Here is a 21,669-nt window from a genome sequence, read left to right as displayed (position 1 = left end):
GGGCCGCCCCTTTCCGGGGGCGGCCCTTTTCGCTGTTCGGGGACAAGATACGATCGCCGCCTTCGGTCATCCTTTCGACCGTGAACTTCATATCCCTAGGGGGGACTTGAGTGGGTACACCCACGTCCGGGGGCGGGCGTCACAGACGTCGGATGCGGATCGTTCTGCCGGTGGCCGCGGCCGGCCTGGCCGCGGCGGTCGCCGGTACGCTGCTGACCTCCTCGGCCTCGGCCACGGAGGCGCCGCCGACGCCCGGCATCACCGTGCCGTCGGCGAATGAGCTGCAGAAGCGGCTCGACATCGCGCTCGCCGGTGACGACACCGCGGGCCGGACCACGAACACGTCGCAGAGCGCGAGTACGGGCGCCACCACGATCGACCCGAAAATCATCGGCGGCACCACGACGACCATCACCACGGCGCCGTGGATGGCCCAGCTCTGGTACGGCGACGACCGCGGCACCGACACCACGAGCGACGACATCGGCTTCTTCTGTGGCGGAGCGGTCGTGGCGCCGACGAAGATCCTCACCGCCGCGCACTGCGTCAAGGGCTACGACTGGAAGGCGCACGGCGCGATCGTCACCGGCACCTCGCAGCTGGCGACCAGTGACGACCTGCACGGCGGCACCGTCAGCGGCGTCTGGCGCCAGTGGAACCACTGGTCGTACAACGCGACGACGATCGACAACGACATCGCCGTACTGACCCTGCCGAACCCGGTCAAGGCCACGCCGATCAAGATGATCACGTCCGGGAACACCGGGTCGTACGCGCCCGGGACCCAGGCCAAGGTCTACGGCTGGGGCCGCACCACCTCCACCAGCCAGGACATCTCCGACACCCTGAAGACGGCCACGCTGCCGATCCAGTCCGACGCCACCTGTGCGGACGCCTACGGCGCCGACTTCGTCAAGGGCCACATGGTCTGCGCGGGCACGCCCGCCACAGGCAGCGACGCGGGCACCACCTCCGCCTGCAACGGCGACTCCGGCGGTCCGCTGGTCTACGGCGGCCGGATCGTGGGCGTCGTCTCCTGGGGCGTGAAGGACTGCGTGGCGAGCGGCGCGTACAGCGTCTTCAGCAAGGTCACCTCGTACGTCGGCACCGTCTACCCGCGGATCGACGACACCAACATCAGCGGTGACCACAACGCGGACCTGTGGGCGCGCAACGCCTCCACCCAGACCGGGTACGAGCTCGACTCCAAGGGCACCACACTCGCCGCCCGCCAGTCCTGGGGCAACTGGAGCGGGGTCAACGTCGTCCTCCAGAGCGATCTCGACCGGGACGGTTACCAGGACCTGATCGTGCGCCGCACGTCCGACGGCGACGTGTTCTGGAAGCACTTCGTGCCCTCCAGCGGGACCTGGGCGGACAAGCTGATCGGTGACAACTGGAAGACCCGCCTGAGCATCGTCGCCCCCGGCGACGTCACCGGAGACGACCTGCCCGACCTGGTCTCCGTCGACTCGGCCGGCGCACTGTGGATCTACCCGGGCAAGGGCACCGGCAGCTTCGGCACGCGGGTGAAGGCCGGCTCGGGCTGGAACAACTTCAACGTCGTGCGCGGCCACGGCGACTTCAACGGCGACGGCAGGGCCGACCTCCTGGCACGCAACAAGACGAGTGGTGCTGTGTACCTCTACCGGGGCCGCGGCGTGCTGAGCTCGACCGCGTTCATGTCCGGGCTCAAGGTCGCCACCTGGAGCAACACCACCTACAACGCGTTCGCCACCGTCGGTGACGTCAGCGGGGACGGCAGGGCCGACCTCCTGGCCCGCACCCCCGCCGGCACGCTCTACCTGTACCGGGGCAACGGAAGCACCGGGAGCGTGATCTTCTCCGCACGGCTCTCGCTCGGGACGACCTTCAAGCAGTACGACATCCTCGGCTGACGCCGCGGGTGAGCGGGGCCTCCCCGCTCACCCGGTGAGCCGTGACGCCCTGTGCCCGGCCTCCCGCAGGCCGGGCACAGGGCGTCGCGCAACCCCGCGCCGAGTTTCTCCGTCAGACATGGCGGAGGACGATGGTGAGGACGACACGACACGTGAGGAGCACATGTCCGCCGAGAGCACGCCGGAACCCGGCATACCGGGGGAGCCCGGCACACCGGACGAGCCCGGCGCCGACGGCCCGCGGCAGCCGTCCGGCGACCCGCGCCGCAGGACCCGCGCCCGGCGCAGAGGCCTGCTGATCGCGGCCTGGACCGCGGCGGGGGTCGTCGTCCTCGGCGGCGCCGGCCTCGGGTACGTGTACGTCAAGCTCAACGGCAACATCGAGAGCCTCGACATCGACCATGCCCTGGGCACCGACCGGCCCGCGAAGACCGACAACGGTTCGCAGAACATCCTCGTCCTCGGCTCGGACACCCGCTCCGGCGCCAACAAGAAGCTCGGCGGCGGCGCCGACGACGGCAGCGCCCGCTCCGACACGGCGATGGTCGTCCACGTGTACGAGGGCCACCGGAAGGCCGCTGTGGTCTCCATCCCGCGCGACACCCTCGTCGACCGCCCCGCGTGCACCGACACCGAGGGCGGCACCCACGACGCCGCGACCGGCGTGATGTTCAACTCGGCGTACACCACGGGCGGCGCGGCCTGCGCCGTCAAGACCGTCGAGGCGATCACCGGCATCCGGATGGACCACTACCTGGAGGTCGACTTCTCCGGCTTCGAGAAGCTGGTCGACGAGCTGGGCGGGGTCGACATCACCACCACCGAGGACATCGAGGACCCGGACAGCCACCTGGACCTGAAGGCCGGCACGCACACCCTCGACGGCGAACAGGCCCTCGGCCTGGTCCGCACCCGGCACGGCGTCGGCGATGGCTCCGACCTCGGCCGCATCCAGCTCCAGCAGGCCTTCGTCAAGGCCCTGGTCGGCAAGGTCGAGGACATCGGCCTCCTGACCGGCGGCGCGAAGCTGTACGCCCTCGCCGACACCGCCACCAAGGCCGTCACCACCGACTCCGGCCTCGGCTCCCTGAACTCCCTGATGTCCTTCGCCGGCGGCCTCAAGGGCATCGGTGCGGACGACATGACCATGGTCACGATGCCCGTGCGGTACGACCCCGCGAACCGCAACCGCGTCATCGTCGAGAAGGCGAAGGCCCAGCAGGTCTGGACGGCCCTGGAGAAGGACCTCCCGATCCCGAAGTCCGCCACCGAGGGCAACGCCACGGGCGAGGCCGCGGGCGTCGTGTCCTCGTCCTGACCTTCCGGGGTCCTGACCGCTCGGTGTCCTGACGGTCCGGGGTCCTGACCGCTCCACGTCCTGACCCTCCGGGGTCCTGACCGCTCCACGTCCTGACCCTCCGGGGTCCTGACCGTCCGGGCTCCTGGCCGCTCGGAGTCCCGGCAGTCCGGGGCCCGGCACCGGCCGTGGAACCCGCCGGGAATAGATCGCCCCACCCCCCGGTTTTGGGGGATGCGGCCAGTCCTGGCAGACTGGTACGTCGGCTCCGGTTCACGCTTCCGCATCCCGTGGACGGCGACCCGGCGCCCTCCCGAAACCTAGGAGACACCTTGAAGCGCGACATCCACCCCGAGTACGTCGAGACGCAGGTCAGCTGCACCTGTGGCGCGTCGTTCACCACCCGCAGCACCATCGAGTCCGGTGCCATCCGTGCCGACGTGTGCTCCGAGTGCCACCCGTTCTACACGGGCAAGCAGAAGATCCTCGACACCGGTGGCCGTGTGGCCCGCTTCGAGGCCCGCTTCGGCAAGGCCGCCGGCTCCCAGAAGTAGCGAGCCCCATTTCGCCGGTCCACGGCCGTGCCCCCGCCCGGGGCGCGCGCCGGGACCGGCGTTTTTGGTCGCCCTTCCCTTTCGTTCGCAGTACAGGAGCCAGAGATGTTCGAGGCCGTCGAGGAACTCGTCGCGGAACACGCCGACCTGGAGAAGAAGCTCGCCGATCCGTCGGTCCACTCCGACCAGGCCAACGCGCGCAAGCTGAACAAGCGCTACGCCGAGCTGACCCCGATCGTCGCCACGTACCGCTCCTGGAAGCAGACCGGCGACGACATCGAGACCGCGCGCGAGTTCATCGCCGACGACCCGGACTTCGCCGCCGAGGTCAAGGTGCTGGAGAAGCAGCGCGAGGAACTGACGGAGAAGCTGCGGCTGCTCCTCGTCCCGCGCGACCCGAGCGACGACAAGGACGTCCTGCTGGAGATCAAGGCGGGTGCGGGCGGCGACGAGTCCGCGCTGTTCGCCGGCGACCTGCTGCGCATGTACCTGCGCTACGCCGAGCGCGTCGGCTGGAAGACCGAGATCATCGACGCCACCGAGTCCGAGCTGGGCGGCTACAAGGACGTCCAGGTCGCCGTGAAGACCAAGGGCGGCCAGGGCGCCACGGAACCCGGCCAGGGCGTGTGGGCCCGCCTGAAGTACGAGGGCGGCGTGCACCGCGTCCAGCGCGTCCCGGCGACCGAGTCGCAGGGCCGCATCCACACCTCCGCGGCCGGTGTCCTCGTCACGCCCGAGGCGGAGGAGGTCGACGTCGAGATCAACCCCAACGACCTGCGCATCGACGTCTACCGCTCCTCCGGGCCCGGCGGGCAGTCCGTCAACACCACCGACTCCGCGGTGCGCATCACGCACATCCCCACCGGGGTCGTCGCCTCCTGCCAGAACGAGAAGAGCCAGCTGCAGAACAAGGAGCAGGCGATGCGTATCCTGCGCTCCAGGCTGCTCGCCGCAGCGCAGGAGGAGGCGGAGCGGGAAGCCGCCGACGCCCGCCGCAGCCAGGTCCGCACCGTCGACCGCTCCGAGAAGATCCGCACCTACAACTACCCGGAGAACCGCATCTCCGACCACCGGGTCGGCTTCAAGTCGTACAACCTGGACCAGGTCCTGGACGGCGACCTCGACGCGGTGATCCAGGCCTGCGTCGACGCGGACTCGGCGGCGAAGCTGGCAGCCGCGTAAGGCACGTACGCACGACCGAGGACGACACGGAGGACTTGCGTGCAGCGATCATCTGGGGGACGTACCCCGAGCCCCCGCAGCCTGCTGCTCGCTGAGGTAGCTCAGGCCACCCAGCGGCTGGCCGACGCCGGCGTGCCCTCGCCGCGCAACGACGCGGAGGAGCTCGCCGCGTTCGTGCACGGGGTGAAGCGGGGCGGACTCCACTCCGTGAAGGACTCCGACTTCGACGCCCGGTACTGGGAGGTCATCGCCCGGCGCGAGCAGCGCGAGCCGCTCCAGCACATCACCGGGCGCGCCTACTTCCGGTACCTGGAGCTCCAGGTCGGGCCCGGCGTCTTCGTGCCGCGTCCCGAGACCGAGTCGGTGGTCGGCTGGGCCATAGACGCCGTGCGCGCCATGGACGTGGTCGAGCCGCTGATCGTCGACCTGTGCACCGGCTCCGGCGCCATCGCGCTCGCCCTCGCCCAGGAGGTCCCGCGCTCGCGCGTGCACGCCGTGGAGCTGTCCGAGGACGCCCTGGTGTGGACCCGCAAGAACATGCAGGGGTCCCGGGTCGACCTGCGGCAGGGCAACGCCCTGGACGCCTTCCCCGACCTCGACGGCCAGGTCGACCTGGTGGTCTCCAACCCGCCGTACATCCCCCTCACCGAGTGGGAGTACGTCGCCCCCGAGGCCCGCGACTACGACCCCGAGCTGGCCCTGTTCTCCGGCGAGGACGGCCTCGACCTCATCCGGGGCATCGAACGCACCGCGCACCGCCTGCTGCGGCCCGGCGGGGTCGTCGTCATCGAGCACGCCGACACCCAGGGCGGCCAGGTGCCGTGGATCTTCACCGAGGAGCGGGGCTGGGCCGACGCGGCCGATCACCCCGACCTCAACAACCGGCCGCGCTTCGCCACCGCCCGCAAGGCGCTGCCGTGACCTTCCCCCGGACTTCGTCCGCCCCATCGGTCCCATCCGATTCATCTGCTTCATCTGCTTCATCTGCTTCATCTGCTTCATCCGAGAGTTACGTGCACGAGGAGGCCCGCTAGACATGGCACGGCGATACGACACCAACGACGCGACCGACCGCGTGACGGGTCTGCGCGAGGCGGCGTCCGCCGTCCGCCGTGGCGAGCTGGTCGTCCTCCCGACCGACACGGTGTACGGCATCGGCGCCGACGCGTTCTCCAAGGAGGCCGTCGGTGACCTGCTGGAGGCCAAGGGCCGGGGCCGCAACATGCCCACGCCCGTCCTCATCGGCTCCCCGAACACGCTGCACGGTCTCGTCACGGACTTCTCCGAGCTGGCCTGGGAGCTGGTCGACGCCTTCTGGCCGGGTGCGCTCACCCTCGTCGCCAAGCACCAGCCGTCCCTGCAGTGGGACCTGGGGGACACCCGTGGCACCGTCGCCGTCCGCATGCCGCTGCACCCGGTCGCCATCGAGCTGCTGACCGAGGTCGGCCCGATGGCGGTCTCCTCCGCCAACCTCACCGGCCACCCGGCGCCGGAGAACTGCGACTACGCCCAGGAGATGCTCGGCGACTCCGTCTCCGTCTACCTGGACGGCGGCCCCACTCCCGGCAACGTCCCGTCGTCGATCGTCGACGTCAGCCGCGAGGTCCCGCTGCTGCTGCGGGCCGGCGCCATCTCGGAGGACGAGCTGCGCAAGGTGGTACCCGACCTCGAGGTGGCGAATTGACAGCCCCTGACGCGGGGCGTGGCATAGGCAACGGGGAGCGTGCCGCGGAACAGACGACGACGTTCGGGTTCCCGCGCGACACTTTCCGCATCCTCCACGTCAGCACCGGCAACGTCTGCCGCTCGCCGATCACCGAGCGGCTGACCCGGCATTTCGTGTCCCAGCGGCTCGGGGTGCTCGGCGGCGGGCTGATCGTGGAGAGCGCGGGCACCTGGGGCCACGAGGGCGCGCCGATGGAGGCCAACGCGGAGACCGTGCTGGCCGACTTCGGCGCGGACGCCTCCGGCTTCACCGGCCGCGAACTGCTCGACGAGCACGTCATCATGGCCGACCTGGTGCTGACCGCCACCCGGGACCACCGCGCCCAGGTCATCTCCATGGGCCACTCGGCGGGCCTGCGCACCTTCACGCTGAAGGAGTTCACCCGCCTGGTCGACGCGATCGACCCGGCCACCCTCCCCCCGCTGGAGGAGGGCGTGGTGATGCGCGCCCGCGCCCTGGTCCGCGCCGCCGCCGCGCTCCGCGGCTGGCTGCTGGCCCCCACGGCGGAGGCGGACGAGGTGTACGACCCGTACGGCGCACCCCTGCCTTTCTTCCGCTCGATCGGCGACGAGATACACCAGGCGCTGGATCCGGTGGTGACGGCGCTGACGGGAGTCCCGGCGCGGGCCTGAGACGCGCACGACCCGCGGGGTGACGCGCGCGGTGCGCGAGGCGCCGGGAAGCGGGCGGCTCCGGCGGTGGCGGCCTACATTGGACGTACGTCACCGTCGACGCCCCGGAGCCCACCATGCCGGTCACCCCTGCCATCGAGGCCGACGTCCTGCACCGGCAGGACCCCGCGCTCGCCGAGATCCTGCTCGGGGAGCGCGTGCGGCAGGCGTCGTCGCTGCAGCTCATCGCCGCCGAGAACTTCACCTCGCCCGCCGTGCTGGCCGCGCTCGGCTCGCCGCTGGCCAACAAGTACGCCGAGGGCTACCCGGGCGCCCGTCACCACGGCGGCTGCGAGATCGTGGACATGGCCGAACGCCTCGCCGTGGAACGGGCCAAGGCGCTGTTCGGGGCCGATCACGTCAACGTCCAGTCGCACTCCGGCTCCTCGGCCGTCCTCGCGGCCTACGCCGCCCTCCTGCGCCCCGGTGACACCGTCCTGGCCCTGGGCCTCGCCCACGGCGGCCACCTCACGCACGGCTCGCCGGCGAACTTCTCCGGCCGCTGGTTCGACTTCGTGCCGTACGGCGTGGACGCGGAGACCGGGCTCATCGACCACGAGCAGGTCCGTGCGCTGGCCCGCAGCCACCGCCCCAAGGCGATCGTCTGCGGCTCCATCGCCTACCCCCGGCACATCGACCACGCCTTCTTCCGCGAGGTGGCCGACGAGGTCGGCGCCTATCTCATCGCCGACGCCGCCCATCCCATCGGCCTGGTCGCCGGGGGAGCGGCCCCGAGCCCGGTGCCGTACGCCGACATCGTGTGCGCCACCACGCACAAGGTGCTGCGCGGGCCGCGCGGCGGCATGATCCTGTGCGGCGCCGAGCTGGCGGAGCGGGTGGACCGGGCCGTGTTCCCGTTCACGCAGGGCGGTGCGCAGATGCACACCATCGCCGCGAAGGCGGTCGCGTTCGGCGAGGCGGCGACGCCGGCGTTCGCCCGGTACGCCCACCAGGTGGTCGCCAACGCCAGGGTGCTGGCGGCCCGTCTGGAGGCGGAGGGGATGGCCGTCACCACCGGCGGCACGGACACCCACCTCATCACCGCCGACCCGGCGCCCCTCGGCGTCGACGGGCGCACCGCCCGCGGCCGGCTCGCGGCGGCCGGGATGGTCCTGGACTGCTGCGCCCTGCCCCACGCCGACCTGCGCGGCCTGCGTCTGGGCACGGCCGCGGTGACCACGCAGGGCATGGGGGAGACGGAGATGGCACGGATCGCCAAGCTGATGGCGGGCGTGCTGCGGGGCGAGGCCGAGGGCAGGCAGGTACGGGAGGAAGTGCGGGAACTGACCGCGGGGTTTCCGCCCTATCCCGGCTGAAGGGGGTGCGCGCCGACCCGTGCACAGCCGCACGTGCAACCATCGTCGCTACCCGGAAGTCCTCAACCGTATGCGCGCATCGCTAGGGTGTGGGGCTGAGATGGCCAGCGAGACCTGTGGGGAAGCCTGTGCGTGAATACCTGCTGACGCTCTGCGTGACGGCCGCGGTGACGTATCTGCTGACAGGGCCGGTACGGAAGTTCGCGATCGTCGCGGGGGCGATGCCGGAGATCCGGGCCCGTGACGTGCACCGGGAACCCACTCCGCGCCTCGGCGGGATCGCCATGTTCTTCGGCCTGTGCGCGGGACTGCTGGTCGCCGACCACCTGACCAACCTCAACCAGGTCTTCGAGAAGTCGAACGAGCCGCGCGCCCTGCTCTCCGGTGCGGCGCTGATCTGGCTGATCGGCGTGCTCGACGACAAGTTCGAGATCGACGCCCTGATCAAGCTGGGCGGCCAGATGATCGCCGCCGGCGTGATGGTCATGCAGGGTCTGACCATCCTGTGGCTGCCGGTCCCCGGCGTCGGCACGGTCGCGCTGACCCCGTGGCAGGGGACCCTGCTGACGGTCGCGCTGGTCGTCATCACCATCAACGCGGTCAACTTCGTCGACGGCCTGGACGGCCTCGCCGCCGGCATGGTGTGCATCGCCTCCGCCGCGTTCTTCATGTACGCCTACCGCATCTGGTACTCGTACGGCATCGAGGCCGCGGCCCCCGCCACCCTGTTCGCGGCGATCCTGATGGGCATGTGCCTGGGCTTCCTGCCGCACAACATGCACCCCGCGCGCATCTTCATGGGCGACTCCGGTTCGATGCTGATCGGGCTGGTGCTGGCGGCGGGCGCGATCTCCATCACGGGCCAGGTCGACCCGGACGTGATGAACCTGTTCTCCGGTTCGGAGCGCGCCACGGTCCACCAGACGGTCCCCGTCTACATCCCGCTGCTGCTGCCGCTGACCATCATCGCGATCCCGGCCGCCGACCTGATCCTGGCGATCGTGCGCCGTACCTGGCGCGGCCAGTCGCCGTTCGCCGCGGACCGGGGTCACCTGCACCACCGGCTGCTGGAGATCGGCCACTCGCACAGCCGCGCGGTGCTGATCATGTACTTCTGGTCGGCGCTGATCGCCTTCGGCGCCCTGACCTACTCGGTCAACTCCGCGTCCATGTGGATCGTCCTCGGTGTCGTGATCCTCAGCGCGATCGGCCTGGGCCTGCTCCTGCTGCCGCGTTTCACGCCGCGCGCCCCGCGCTGGGCCGAGTCCTTCGTGCCGCCCCGCTACCGGCGCCGCAAGGTCTCGCCGGAGTCGGCGCAGGTCCTGGCGGCGGAGGCCGGGGAGGAGTCCGCGGCCGGCACCCAGGAGGAGGAGCAGGCGCACCGCACGCCCGTGGCGGTGGGGGTCTCCGGGGCCAACGGGGCAACCGCGGTCGGGCCCCGCTCGCGTGCGGCAAGGTAAGAATCTGACTAGAGCATTGCCAACTCGTGGGGAAAGCGCGGGTGGGCAAAGCTGCCCAATACCAGACAAGTGGTCGGGGTTCCCGCGCAGACGCGCACTGTCACTCTCATGTGTGACACCAGGCACACCATCCAGGTAAAGACCTCATCAAATAGTTTGTGATACGGTTCACGAGAACCCCGGATGGAACCGAAGGACCGTGTGCCACGGCCCCTCGGTCGCGAGGTCGGCGTGCGGTCCTTCGCCCCTCGGACGGGGACTACGCTCGTCCATGACGACACCCTGCCCCCCTTTGAAAGCGGAGTTGCCGCCATGCCGTCCAACGACGTCCGGAACCTTCTGCAGTGCGCTGTGCCCACAGCGGCTGCCGGCGTGGTTGCCGTCGCCGTCAGCGCTGCGGTGGCCGGAGGCAAGGGGGCGCTCGGAGCGGCCGTCGGAGCGGGGGTGGCCATCCTCTTCATGGGCATCGGCCTCTATGTCCTGCAGTGGACGGCGAAATCACTCCCGCAGTTGTTCCAGGCGATGGGGCTCATGCTCTACGTCGCCCAGCTCCTGCTGCTCCTGATCTTCGTCGCCCTCTTCCAGGACACCTCGCTCTTCAACGCGAAGGCGTTCGCGGCCACGCTCGTCGCCGCGACAGTGGTGTGGATGGCCGCGCAGGCGCGTGCATACCTGAAGGCCAAGATCTTCTACATCGATCCGGACTCCGTGAAGACCGAGAAGCCCGAGAAGACAGGGCCTTCATCGTGAGGGGTAGGGGCGGGATAAAGGCGAGTGGGATCTCCTGCTATCGTCCGGTGCCAACTGCGGCATCGCGGGCGCGGGCATTCGAGCTGACGCCTGCTCAATCGCGAGGCTCATCGCCCCCCAGCCGCCCCCACATCCGTAACACCAGTCCGGTGCCGACCCGCGGCTTCGCGCCGCGCCGACACAACGAGGTTGCCGTACCCATGCGTCATGCCGAAGGAGCCCGCGGTGAGTGCTGACCAGACCCAGCTCGCCTTTGACTGGAGCTGTCGGATCATGTCCGACGGGTGTGGTTTTCCGGCCCCGGGCCTGCACTCGTTCCTCTTCCAGCCGATCGCCACGGTGGGCGGGTTCGAGTTCAACAAGGTGATGCTGCTCGCGCTGATCACCACCGTTCTCGTCATCGGCTTCTTCTGGGCGGCCTTCGGCAAGGCGAAGGTGGTGCCGGGCAAGCTCCAGATGGTCGGCGAAGCCGGCTACGACTTCGTGCGCCGGGGCATCGTCTACGAGACCCTCGGGAAGCGGGAGGGCGAGAAGTACGTCCCGCTCATGGTCTCCCTGTTCTTCTTCATCTGGATCATGAACATCTGGTCCGTGATCCCGCTGGCGCAGTTCCCGGTCTCGTCGATCATCGCCTTCCCCGCGGTGCTGGCGGCCATCGTGTACGTCGTGTGGGTCTCGGTGACCTTCAAGCGTCACGGCTTCGTCGGCTTCTTCAAGAACGTCACCGGCTACGACAAGTCGCTGGGCGCCGTGCTGCCCCTCGTGATGGTCATCGAGTTCTTCTCGAACCTGATCGTCCGCCCCTTCACGCACGCGGTCCGGCTCTTCGCCAACATGTTCGCCGGTCACCTGATGCTGGTCATGTTCACCGTTGCCTCCTGGTACCTGCTGAACAGCTGGATGGTCCCCGCGGCCGGCGTCTCCTTCATCATGACCATGGTCATGATTCTCTTCGAGCTTTTCGTGCAGGCCGTCCAGGCATACGTCTTCGTGCTCCTGGCCTGCTCGTACATTCAGGGCGCTCTCGCCGAGCACCACTGAGCCCCACCCACACCCTGATCGTCCGGTGGTCCAACTCCCACCGGTCCGTAAAGAGAAGGAAGAATCAGCATGGCTGCCACTGAGACCCTCGCCGCCGTCTCCGGTTCGCTCGGCTCCATCGGCTACGGCCTCGCCGCGATCGGCCCCGGCGTCGGCGTCGGCATCATCTTCGGTAACGGCACCCAGGCCCTGGCCCGCCAGCCCGAGGCCGCCGGCCTGATCCGTGCCAACCAGATCCTGGGCTTCGCCTTCTGTGAGGCGCTCGCCCTCATCGGCATCGTTATGCCGTTCGTGTTCGGTAAGTAATCACCCCTTACTGACACGCATCGACGAAAGGCACTGATGTGATCGCCAACCTGGTTCAGCTGGCGGCCGAGGAGGAGCAGAACCCGCTCCTGCCTCCGGGCCCCGAGCTGCTCGTCGGCACCATCGCCTTCGCCATCGTGTTCTTCTTCTTCTGGAAGAAGCTGCTTCCGAACATCAACAAGGTTCTGGAGGAGCGCCGAGCGGCGATCGAAGGCGGTATCGAAGAGGCCGACGCCATGAAGGTCGAGGCCAAGAGCGTGCTTGAGCAGTACAAGGCTCAGCTCGCCGAGGCCCGGCACGAGGCCGCGCGTCTGCGCCAGGAGGCGCAGGAGCAGGGCGCGACCCTCATCGCGGAGATGCGCGCCGAGGGCCAGCGTCAGCGCGAGGAGATCGTCGCCGCCGGCCACACGCAGATCGAGGCCGACCGCAAGGCCGCCGCGTCCGCGCTGCGCCAGGACGTCGGCAAGCTCGCCACCGAACTGGCCGGCAAGCTCGTCGGCGAGTCCCTCGAGGACCACGCCCGCCAGAGCCGCGTCATCGACCGCTTCCTCGACGAGCTCGAGGAGAAGGCCGAGGCGTCGCGATGAACGGAGCGAGCCGCGAGGCCCTGGCAGCCGCACGCGAGCGTCTCGACGCGCTGACGGACAACACGTCCGTGGACGCGGCGCAGCTCGCCACCGAGCTGGCGGCCGTCACCGCGCTGCTCGACCGCGAGGTGTCGCTGCGTCGGGTCCTGACCGACCCGGCGCAGTCCGGCGAGGCCAAGGCCGAGCTGGCCCAGCGCCTGCTCGGCACCCGGATCAGCGGCACCGCCGCCGACCTGGTCGTCGGCCTGGTGCGTTCCCGCTGGTCGCAGTCGCGCGACCTGGTGGACGCGCTGGAGCAGCTGGCGGACGTCGCGGACCTCACCGCCGCACAGCGGGCCGGCACGCTCGACGACGTCGAGGACGAGCTGTTCCGCTTCGGGCGGATCGTCGCCTCGAACGTGGAGCTGCGCGCCGCACTGACCGACCGGAAGGCCACCGCGTCGGCCAAGGGCGAGCTGCTGCGCAGCCTGCTCGGCGGTCGTGCGGACGCGGCCACCGAGCGTCTGGTGACGCGCCTTGTGACCGCGCCGCGAGGCCGTAGCCTGGAAGCGGGACTCGAGTCCCTGTCCAAGCTCGCCGCCGCGCGCCGGGACCGCATGGTGGCCGTCGTCACCTCGGCGGTACCGCTGAGCGCCCCGCAGAGGCAGCGCCTGGGCGCCGCCCTCGCGAAGCTCTACGGCCGCACGATGCACCTCAACCTCGACGTGGACCCCGAGGTCCTCGGCGGGATCCGGGTGCAGGTCGGTGACGAGGTGATCAACGGCTCGCTCGCGGACCGCATCGAGGACGTCGCCCGCCGCATGGCGAGCTAGCAGCAACTCAACACGTAGCAGTACTTACGGCCCTGGTTGGGCCGTGCAGAGGATGCAAAGTTTCTGGGGGAGTCCCCAGATCCCCCAAAGAAACTTCGGGCCCAACAAGGAGAGCAGGGAACCCAGATGGCGGAGCTCACGATCCGGCCGGAGGAGATCCGGGACGCACTGGAGAACTTCGTCCAGTCGTACAAGCCGGACGCGGCCTCGCGCGAGGAGGTCGGTACGGTCAGCCTTGCCGGCGACGGCATCGCGAAGGTCGAGGGCCTCCCCTCGGCCATGGCCAACGAACTGCTGAAGTTCGAGGACGGCACCCTCGGTCTCGCCCTCAACCTCGAGGAGCGCGAGATCGGCTGCGTCGTCCTCGGCGAGTTCAGCGGCATCGAGGAGGGTCAGCCGGTCACGCGTACCGGTGAGGTCCTCTCGGTCGCGGTGGGCGAGGGCTACCTCGGCCGCGTCGTCGACCCCCTCGGCAACCCGATCGACGGCCTCGGCGAGATCGAGACGTCCGGCCGTCGCGCCCTGGAGCTGCAGGCTCCGGGCGTCATGGTCCGCAAGTCGGTGCACGAGCCGATGGAGACCGGCTACAAGGCCGTCGACGCGATGACCCCGATCGGCCGTGGCCAGCGCCAGCTGATCATCGGTGACCGTCAGACCGGCAAGACCGCCCTGGCCGTCGACACGATCATCAACCAGCGCGACAACTGGCGCAGCGGCGACGTGAACAAGCAGGTGCGCTGCATCTACGTCGCCATCGGTCAGAAGGGCTCGACCATCGCGTCGGTCCGCCGCGCGCTGGAGGAGAACGGCGCGCTGGAGTACACGACCATCGTCGCCGCCCCGGCGTCCGACCCGGCCGGCTTCAAGTACCTGGCGCCGTACACCGGTTCGGCCATCGGCCAGCAGTGGATGTACGAGGGCAAGCACGTCCTCATCATCTTCGACGACCTGTCGAAGCAGGCCGACGCCTACCGCGCCGTGTCGCTGCTGCTGCGCCGCCCGCCGGGCCGCGAGGCCTACCCGGGCGACGTCTTCTACCTGCACTCCCGTCTGCTGGAGCGCTGCGCGAAGCTCTCCGACGAGATGGGTGCCGGTTCGATGACCGGTCTGCCGATCGTCGAGACGAAGGCCAACGACGTCTCGGCGTTCATCCCGACCAACGTCATCTCCATCACCGACGGCCAGTGCTTCCTGGAGTCGGACCTGTTCAACGCCGGTCAGCGCCCCGCGCTGAACGTCGGTATCTCCGTCTCCCGAGTCGGTGGTTCCGCGCAGCACAAGGCGATGCGACAGGTCTCCGGCCGTCTCCGCGTCGACCTGGCCCAGTTCCGCGAGCTGGAGGCGTTCGCCGCCTTCGGTTCCGACCTGGACTCCGCGTCGAAGGCGCAGCTGGAGCGTGGTTCGCGCATGGTCGAGCTGCTGAAGCAGGCTCAGTACCAGCCGATGGCCACCGAGGACCAGGTCGTCTCCATCTGGGCCGGCACCACCGGCAGGATGGACGACGTTCCGGTCAACGACGTGCGCCGCTTCGAGAAGGAGCTGCTGGAGTACCTGCACCGCAAGGAGCAGGGCCTCATGACCTCCATCCGTGAGGGCGCCAAGATGTCGGACGACACCCTGAGCGCCGTCGCGGACGCCATCGCCGAGTTCAAGAAGCAGTTCGAGACCTCGGACGGCAAGCTGCTCGGCGAGGACGCCCCGTCCGCCGCCAAGTGACGTAGGAAGGGACCTGACTCATGGGAGCCCAGCTCCGGGTCTACAAGCGTCGCATCCGATCCGTCACCGCGACCAAGAAGATCACCAAGGCGATGGAGATGATCGCCGCCTCGCGCGTCGTCAAGGCGCAGCGCAAGGTGGCGGCCTCCACGCCGTACGCGACCGAGCTGACCCGCGCGGTCACGGCGGTCGGCACCGGCTCGAACACGCGGCACCCGCTGACCACGCAGGCCGAGACGGTCGTGCGGTCCGCGGTGCTGCTCCTGACGAGCGACCGCGGTCTCGCGGGCGCCTTCAACTCCAACGCCATCAAGGCCGCGGAGCAGCTGACGGCGCGCCTCGAGTCCGAGGGCAAGCAGGTCGAGACGTACATCGTCGGCCGGCGTGGTCTCGCCCACTACAACTTCCGTGAGCGCAAGGTCGCGGAGTCGTGGACGGGCTTCACCGACGAGCCGACGTACGCGGACGCCAAGAAGGTCGCGGCCCCCCTGATCGAGGCCATCGAGAAGGAGACGGCGGACGGCGGTGTGGACGAGATCCACATCGTGTTCACCGAGTTCGTGTCGATGATGACGCAGACGGCGCTCGGCGACCGTCTGCTGCCGCTCAGCCTCGACGAGGTGGCCCAGGAGTCGAAGGCGAAGGACGAGATCCTTCCGCTGTACGACTTTGAGCCGTCGGCGGAGGACGTCCTCGACGCGCTGCTGCCCCGCTACGTGGAGAGCCGCGTCTACAACGCGCTCCTCCAGTCGGCCGCCTCCAAGCACGCCGCCACGCGGCGCGCGATGAAGTCGGCCACCGACAACGCCGGAGAGCTGATCGAGACGCTCTCCCGGCTTGCCAACGCGGCCCGCCAGGCCGAAATCACCCAGGAAATCAGCGAGATCGTCGGTGGCGCCAGCGCCCTGGCCGACGCGACCGCGGGGAGTGACCGCTAATGACCACCACTGTTGAGACCGCGACGGCCACGGGCCGCGTCGCCCGGGTCATCGGCCCGGTCGTCGACGTGGAGTTCCCCGTCGACGCGATGCCGGAGATCTACAACGCCCTCCACGTCGAGGTCGCCGACCCCGCGAACGCGGGCGAGAAGAAGATCCTGACCCTGGAGGTCGCCCAGCACCTGGGTGACGGCCTGGTCCGCACCATCTCCATGCAGCCCACCGACGGCCTGGTCCGTCAGGCCGCCGTCACCGACACCGGCACGGGCATCACCGTCCCGGTCGGCGACTTCACCAAGGGCAAGGTGTTCAACACCCTCGGTGAGGTGCTGAACACCGACGAGAAGTACGAGGGCGAGCGCTGGTCCATCCACCGCAAGGCCCCCAACTTCGACGAGCTCGAGTCGAAGACCGAGATGTTCGAGACCGGCGTCAAGGTCATCGACCTCCTCACCCCGTACGTCAAGGGTGGAAAGATCGGTCTGTTCGGTGGTGCCGGCGTCGGCAAGACGGTGCTCATCCAGGAGATGATCTACCGCGTCGCCAACAACCACGACGGTGTCTCCGTGTTCGCCGGTGTCGGCGAGCGCACCCGTGAGGGCAACGACCTCATCGAGGAGATGTCGGACTCGGGCGTCATCGACAAGACCGCCCTGGTCTTCGGCCAGATGGACGAGCCCCCGGGCACCCGTCTGCGCGTGGCCCTCGCGGGTCTGACCATGGCGGAGTACTTCCGCGATGTGCAGAAGCAGGACGTGCTGTTCTTCATCGACAACATCTTCCGCTTCACGCAGGCCGGTTCCGAGGTGTCGACCCTGCTCGGCCGCATGCCCTCCGCGGTGGGCTACCAGCCGAACCTGGCCGACGAGATGGGTCTCCTCCAGGAGCGCATCACCTCGACCCGTGGTCACTCGATCACCTCGATGCAGGCGATCTACGTCCCCGCGGACGACCTGACCGACCCGGCCCCGGCCACCACCTTCGCCCACCTCGACGCGACGACGGTTCTGTCCCGTCCGATCTCGGAGAAGGGCATCTACCCGGCCGTGGACCCGCTGGACTCCACGTCCCGCATCCTGGACCCGCGGTACATCGCGCAGGACCACTACGACGCCGCCATGCGCGTCAAGACGATCCTGCAGAAGTACAAGGACCTCCAGGACATCATCGCGATCCTCGGTATCGACGAGCTGGGCGAGGAGGACAAGCTCGTCGTCCACCGCGCCCGTCGCGTGGAGCGCTTCCTGTCCCAGAACACCCACGTCGCCAAGCAGTTCACCGGCGTCGACGGGTCGGACGTGCCGCTGGAGGAGTCCATCCGGGCCTTCAACGCGATCTGCGACGGCGAGTACGACCACTTCCCGGAGCAGGCGTTCTTCATGTGCGGTGGTCTCGAGGACCTCAAGAAGAACGCGAAGGAGCTCGGCGTCTCCTGACCTGGGGAGCCGCTAGGTCCTGAGCTGTGAGTTCGTGAGAGGGGGCGGGGGCGTCCCGCCCCCTCTTCCACGCCTATTAGACTTGTAACCAACACCCGGCAGACCCGCCGGGTGGTGACCCGAGGAGCCACCTTGGCTGCTGAGCTGCACGTCGCGCTGGTCGCGGCCGACCGAGAGGTCTGGTCCGGCGAGGCCACCCTGGTCGTCGCGCGCACCACGTCCGGCGACATCGGCGTCATGCCCGGTCACCAGCCGCTGCTCGGTGTGCTGGAGTCGGGCCCGGTGACCATCCGTACGAGTGACGGTGGAACGGTCGTCGCCGCGGTGCACGGCGGTTTCATCTCGTTCGCGGACAACAAGCTGTCCCTGCTGGCCGAGATCGCCGAGCTGTCGGAGGAGATCGACGTCCAGCGCGCGGAGCGGGCGCTCGAGCGCGCGCATGCGGAGGCCGACGCCGCCGCCCAGCGCCGGGCCGACGTACGACTGCGTGCGGCGGCGGTCCACTGACCCGGCTCGCCGTGTGACGACGTCACTCAGCCGCGGCCGGCACCGGAGCGATCCGGAGCCGACCGCGGCTGAGGCAGATCTGGATGTTTTTTCCGTTCCGTTACCTATTTTCGGTACCTAGGAGACGAGGAGGTCGGTGTCGATGGTCCTCGCTCTGACTGTGTGCGGAATTGTCGTGGCCCTGGTGGTGCTGGGGCTGTTCGTCTTCGGCCTGCGCCGCAGGCTCATCCAGCGTTCCGGCGGCACCTTCGACTGTTCCCTGCGCTGGGACGTACCCGAGAACGCGGACACGAGCGGAAAGGGCTGGAGCTACGGCGTCGCCCGCTACAACGGCGACCGCATCGAGTGGTACCGCGTCTTCTCCTACGCCTACCGCCCGCGCCGCGTGCTGGAGCGTGCCTCGATCGAGGTGGCCGGCCGCCGGCTGCCCGAGGGCGAGGAGGAGCTGGCGCTGCTGTCCGACGCGGTCGTCCTCACCTGCGTGCACCGCGGCACGCGTCTCGAACTGGCGATGAGCGAGGACGCGCTGACCGGATTCCTCGCGTGGCTGGAGGCGGCACCGCCCGGCCAGCGGGTGAACGTCGCGTAGAGCGGCGTTCAGGGGCCCGCTGGGTGGGGGTGCCCCCGGCAGCGGAGCTGCTGGGGGAGGGTGAACGTGGCGTAGCCACGTGTTCCCCGCGGGGTGTGAGCGGGGTGCGCCGGACGGGAAGAACCGCGGGCGGGCCCTGAGGCCCGCCCGCGGCGTCGGTGCGGGGAGAGGCGGCTGTTCCTACAGGCCGCTGTTGATGGCGCTCACCAGCTCACCGTTCGCGGTGTCGCCGCTGAACTCCCAGAAGAAGGCGCCGCCCAGGCCCTGGTTCTTGGCCCAGGTCATCTTTCCGGCGATCGTCGACGGGGTGTCGTAGGACCACCAGTTGGTGCCGCAGTACGCGTAGGCCGTGCCGGCGATGGTGCCGGTGGCGGGGCAGGACGTCTTGAGGACCTTGTAGTCCTCGATGCCCGCCTCGTAGGTGCCGGGGGCCGCTCCGGTCGCCGTGCCGCCGGGGGCGGCCTGGGTGACGCCGGTCCAGCCGCGGCCGTAGAAGCCGATGCCGAGCAGCAGCTTGGCGGACGGGACGCCCTTCGCCTTCAGCTTGGCGATGGCGTCGGCGGAGTTGAAGCCCGCGGCCGGGATGCCGGCGTACGAGGTGAGCGGGGAGTGCGGGGCGGTCGGGCCGTCCTTGTCGAAGGCGCCGAAGTAGTCGTACGTCATCACGTTGTACCAGTCGAGGTACTGGGCGGCGCCGCCGTAGTCGGCCGCGTCGATCTTGCCGCCGGAGGAGCCGTCGGCGGTGATGGCCGCGGTGACCAGGTAGTTCGGGCCGAACTCGGCGCGCAGGGCCTGCGAGAGGGTCTTGAAGGCGGCCGGCCCGCTGGTGTCACAGGTCAGGCCGCAGGCGTTCGGGTACTCCCAGTCGATGTCGATGCCGTCGAAGACGTCGGCCCAGCGCGGGTCCTCCACGACGGCCTTGCAGGACTTGGCGAAGGCGGTCGCGTTGGCCGCGGCCTGGCCGAAGCCGCCGGAGTAGGTCCAGCCGCCGAAGGAGTACAGCACCTTGATGTGCGGGTACTTCGCCTTGAGCTGGCGGAGCTGGTTGAAGTTGCCGCGCAGCGGCTGGTCCCAGGTGTCGGCGGTGCCGCTGACGGACTGGTCGGCGGTGTAGGCCTTGTCGTAGGCGGCGTAGGTGTCGTCGACGGTGCACTGCCCGTTCTTGACGTTGCCGAACGCGTAGTTGATGTGGGTGATCTTCGCGGCGGAGCCGGAGGTCACCAGGTTCTTGACGTGGTAGTTGCGGCCGTAGACGCCCCACTCGGTGAAGTAGCCGAGCTTGACCTTGCCGCCGGTGGGCGGGGGCTCGGTGGTGCCGCCGGTGGTGCGCACGGCGCGGGCGCCGCTGACCGGGCCGGTCTGGTCAGCGGTGTCACGGGCCTGCACGGTGTAGGAGTAGTCGGTGCCGGCGGTCAGGGCGGTGTCGGTGTACGAGGTCGTCGTCACCGTGGCGACCTTGGCGCCGTCGCGCAGGACGTCGTAGTTCTTGACGCCCTTGTCGTCGGTGGCCGCGCTCCAGGCCAGCTTCACCGAGGTGTCGGTGATGTCGGAGGCGGTGGGGGTGCCCGGCGCGGAGGGGGCCGCGTCACCGGGGACCGAGGTGCCGTCGCAGCTGCCGCCGTTGAGCCTGCAGTTGGACGGGGAGCCGGTGCCGGCGCCGTTGAAGCCGAAGGAGACGGAGGCGCCGGGGGCGAGGGAGCCGTTCCAGGACTTGTTCTTGGCGGTCCAGTGGGTGCCGGCGGAGGTGACGTCGGCGTCCCAGGCGGAGGTGACGGACGTGCCGGAGGGGAAGTCCCACTCGACGGTCCAGGAGCTGATGGTCGTGGTGCCGGTGTTCTTCACCGTCCACTTGCCCTCGAAGCCGGTGCCCCAGTCGGAGGGCTTGGCGTAGGTGGCGGTGGCGGATGTCGCGGCCTGGGCCGGGCTCGCGAGGCCGACCAGACCGGCCAGCGGGAGCAGCAGGGTCGCGAGACCTGCCACGGCTCTGTGTCCGAAGCGCATGCAGCGCCTCCTCTGTGAAAGAGCGGGGGTGGGGGGTGTGACTGAGCCTTCACACCCACGGTGCCGCGAGAATAGAAAGGTCTGGACCACAGGTCAATAGGTCTGGACCACTTTGCGGTGCCCGGTTCCGGCCCGGTCCCGGTTCGGTTCCGGCCCGGTTCTAGATCCCCAACTCCTGCGCCAGTACGGCGGCTTGCACCCGGCTGCGCAGCTCCAGCTTGCCCAGCAGCCGGCTGACGTGCGTCTTCACCGTCGCTTCGGCCATGTCCAGACGCTCCGCGATCCCCGCGTTCGACAGCCCCTCGCCTAGGCAGACCAGTACCTCCCGTTCGCGCCGGGTCAGCGCGTCCAGCACCGCCGGATCGGACTTCGGCCCCGGCGCCGGGCTCGCGGCGAACTCCGCGATGAGGCGCCGCGTCACGCCGGGCGCCACGACGCCCTCGCCGCGCGCGACGGTACGGACCGCCTCGATCAGGTCCCTCGCCTCGGTGTTCTTCAGCAGGAACCCGGCCGCGCCCGCCCGCAACGCCCCGAACACGTACGCGTCGAGGTCGAAGGTGGTCAGCACCAGCACGTCCGCGAGCCCCTCCTCGACCACCTTCCGGGTCGCCGACACCCCGTCCAGCCGCGGCATCTGTACGTCCATCAGCACCACGTCCGGCCGCAACTCGCGGGCCAGCGACACTGCCTGCTCCCCGTCGGCCGCCTCCCCGACCACCTCCAGGTCGGGGGCGCTGCGCAGGATGAGGACCAGACCGGCGCGGACGGCGGACTGGTCCTCGGCGACGAGGACGCGGATCATGCGGTGACTCCCTCGGTGACGGCGGTGACGGCAGTGACGGCGGTGACGGAGAGGGTGGCGACGGCGGTGACGGAGAGGGC

Annotated in this window: 21 protein-coding genes; 19 read left to right on the top strand and 2 right to left on the bottom strand. The window is 69.6% G+C overall.

The features are described from left to right. Positions 1 to 152: 152 nt before the first annotated feature. The 19 genes from ACH4N1_RS12985 to ACH4N1_RS12895 all read left to right on the top strand — a co-directional run bounded on the left by ACH4N1_RS12985 (position 153) and on the right by ACH4N1_RS12895 (position 18,786). Positions 153 to 1,898 carry a trypsin-like serine protease gene (locus ACH4N1_RS12985; RefSeq protein WP_398096801.1) on the top strand — a complete coding sequence of 582 codons (1,746 nt, stop codon included), beginning with the start codon at positions 153 to 155 and terminating at the stop codon, positions 1,896 to 1,898. Positions 1,899 to 2,061: 163 nt separating this feature from the next. Then, the gene (locus ACH4N1_RS12980) at positions 2,062 to 3,216 is read left to right on the top strand and encodes an LCP family protein (protein ID WP_398096799.1); all 1,155 of its coding nucleotides are present in this window, start codon (positions 2,062 to 2,064) and stop codon (positions 3,214 to 3,216) included. Positions 3,217 to 3,527: 311 nt separating this feature from the next. Next, positions 3,528 to 3,749 carry a 50S ribosomal protein L31 gene (gene rpmE / locus ACH4N1_RS12975; protein WP_356567605.1) on the top strand — a complete coding sequence of 74 codons (222 nt, stop codon included), beginning with the start codon at positions 3,528 to 3,530 and terminating at the stop codon, positions 3,747 to 3,749. A 105-nt stretch (positions 3,750 to 3,854) separates the two neighbouring features. Next, complete coding sequence (gene prfA, locus ACH4N1_RS12970; RefSeq protein ID WP_398096797.1) at positions 3,855 to 4,931, top strand: peptide chain release factor 1; 1,077 nt, start codon at positions 3,855 to 3,857, stop codon at positions 4,929 to 4,931. 81 nt (positions 4,932 to 5,012) lie between these two features. Further along, positions 5,013 to 5,852 carry a peptide chain release factor N(5)-glutamine methyltransferase gene (gene prmC, locus ACH4N1_RS12965; RefSeq protein WP_366057225.1) on the top strand — a complete coding sequence of 280 codons (840 nt, stop codon included), beginning with the start codon at positions 5,013 to 5,015 and terminating at the stop codon, positions 5,850 to 5,852. Positions 5,853 to 5,967: 115 nt separating this feature from the next. Then, entirely contained in the window at positions 5,968 to 6,615 is a 648-nt protein-coding gene (locus ACH4N1_RS12960) for an L-threonylcarbamoyladenylate synthase (RefSeq protein ID WP_363090955.1), read from the top strand. After that, the gene (locus ACH4N1_RS12955; protein ID WP_392240921.1) at positions 6,612 to 7,289 is read left to right on the top strand and encodes a protein-tyrosine-phosphatase; all 678 of its coding nucleotides are present in this window, start codon (positions 6,612 to 6,614) and stop codon (positions 7,287 to 7,289) included. Before ACH4N1_RS12960 ends, ACH4N1_RS12955 begins: the two co-directional genes overlap by 4 nt. 116 nt (positions 7,290 to 7,405) lie before the next feature. Next, positions 7,406 to 8,644: a serine hydroxymethyltransferase gene (gene glyA, locus ACH4N1_RS12950; RefSeq protein ID WP_398096794.1), complete on the top strand. Its 1,239-nt coding sequence runs from the start codon at positions 7,406 to 7,408 to the stop codon at positions 8,642 to 8,644. Positions 8,645 to 8,772: 128 nt separating this feature from the next. After that, on the top strand, positions 8,773 to 10,104 hold the full coding sequence (locus tag ACH4N1_RS12945) for an MraY family glycosyltransferase (RefSeq protein WP_398096793.1): 1,332 nt from the start codon (positions 8,773 to 8,775) through the stop codon (positions 10,102 to 10,104). 312 nt (positions 10,105 to 10,416) lie between these two features. Then, positions 10,417 to 10,854, top strand: a complete 438-nt coding sequence (locus ACH4N1_RS12940; RefSeq protein WP_398096791.1) for a hypothetical protein — start codon at positions 10,417 to 10,419, stop codon at positions 10,852 to 10,854. A 273-nt stretch (positions 10,855 to 11,127) separates the two neighbouring features. After that, on the top strand, positions 11,128 to 11,895 hold the full coding sequence (atpB, locus tag ACH4N1_RS12935) for a F0F1 ATP synthase subunit A (RefSeq protein WP_398097108.1): 768 nt from the start codon (positions 11,128 to 11,130) through the stop codon (positions 11,893 to 11,895). Between the two features lie 69 nt (positions 11,896 to 11,964). Continuing rightward, positions 11,965 to 12,201, top strand: a complete 237-nt coding sequence (locus ACH4N1_RS12930; protein WP_015657805.1) for a hypothetical protein — start codon at positions 11,965 to 11,967, stop codon at positions 12,199 to 12,201. Between the two features lie 38 nt (positions 12,202 to 12,239). Then, positions 12,240 to 12,788, top strand: a complete 549-nt coding sequence (locus ACH4N1_RS12925) for a F0F1 ATP synthase subunit B (protein WP_398096789.1) — start codon at positions 12,240 to 12,242, stop codon at positions 12,786 to 12,788. Next, a complete protein-coding gene (locus ACH4N1_RS12920) occupies positions 12,785 to 13,600 on the top strand; it encodes a F0F1 ATP synthase subunit delta (protein ID WP_398096787.1) in 816 nt (271 codons plus the stop codon). The genes ACH4N1_RS12925 and ACH4N1_RS12920 overlap by 4 nt, the downstream gene beginning before the upstream one ends. 126 nt (positions 13,601 to 13,726) lie before the next feature. Beyond that, positions 13,727 to 15,316 carry a F0F1 ATP synthase subunit alpha gene (gene atpA, locus ACH4N1_RS12915; protein WP_398096785.1) on the top strand — a complete coding sequence of 530 codons (1,590 nt, stop codon included), beginning with the start codon at positions 13,727 to 13,729 and terminating at the stop codon, positions 15,314 to 15,316. 20 nt (positions 15,317 to 15,336) lie between these two features. Next, positions 15,337 to 16,254 carry a F0F1 ATP synthase subunit gamma gene (locus ACH4N1_RS12910; protein WP_382789733.1) on the top strand — a complete coding sequence of 306 codons (918 nt, stop codon included), beginning with the start codon at positions 15,337 to 15,339 and terminating at the stop codon, positions 16,252 to 16,254. After that, a complete protein-coding gene (atpD, locus tag ACH4N1_RS12905; RefSeq protein ID WP_382789731.1) occupies positions 16,254 to 17,690 on the top strand; it encodes a F0F1 ATP synthase subunit beta in 1,437 nt (478 codons plus the stop codon). The genes ACH4N1_RS12910 and atpD overlap by 1 nt, the downstream gene beginning before the upstream one ends. 132 nt (positions 17,691 to 17,822) lie before the next feature. Next, positions 17,823 to 18,197 carry a F0F1 ATP synthase subunit epsilon gene (locus ACH4N1_RS12900; protein ID WP_398096783.1) on the top strand — a complete coding sequence of 125 codons (375 nt, stop codon included), beginning with the start codon at positions 17,823 to 17,825 and terminating at the stop codon, positions 18,195 to 18,197. 142 nt (positions 18,198 to 18,339) lie between these two features. Beyond that, positions 18,340 to 18,786 (top strand): DUF2550 domain-containing protein, encoded by a 447-nt coding sequence (locus ACH4N1_RS12895; protein ID WP_363090944.1) that lies wholly within the window; start codon positions 18,340 to 18,342, stop codon positions 18,784 to 18,786. 180 nt (positions 18,787 to 18,966) lie between these two features. On the opposite strand, the gene ACH4N1_RS12890 is transcribed toward ACH4N1_RS12895, so the two are convergent. Both ACH4N1_RS12890 and ACH4N1_RS12885 read right to left on the bottom strand, forming a co-directional pair. Beyond that, positions 18,967 to 20,787: a glycosyl hydrolase family 18 protein gene (locus ACH4N1_RS12890; RefSeq protein WP_398096781.1), complete on the bottom strand. Its 1,821-nt coding sequence runs from the start codon at positions 20,785 to 20,787 to the stop codon at positions 18,967 to 18,969. Positions 20,788 to 20,947: 160 nt separating this feature from the next. Then, the gene (locus ACH4N1_RS12885) at positions 20,948 to 21,589 is read right to left on the bottom strand and encodes a response regulator (protein WP_398096779.1); all 642 of its coding nucleotides are present in this window, start codon (positions 21,587 to 21,589) and stop codon (positions 20,948 to 20,950) included. Between the last annotated feature and the right edge of the window lie 80 nt (positions 21,590 to 21,669).

Origin of the sequence: Streptomyces sp. NPDC017202 (assembly GCF_044331705.1) — a bacterium.
Classification (GTDB): domain Bacteria; phylum Actinomycetota; class Actinomycetes; order Streptomycetales; family Streptomycetaceae; genus Streptomyces.
The sequence above is the reverse complement of the archived record's forward strand: the minus strand, read 5'-3'. Positions and strand labels throughout refer to the sequence as shown.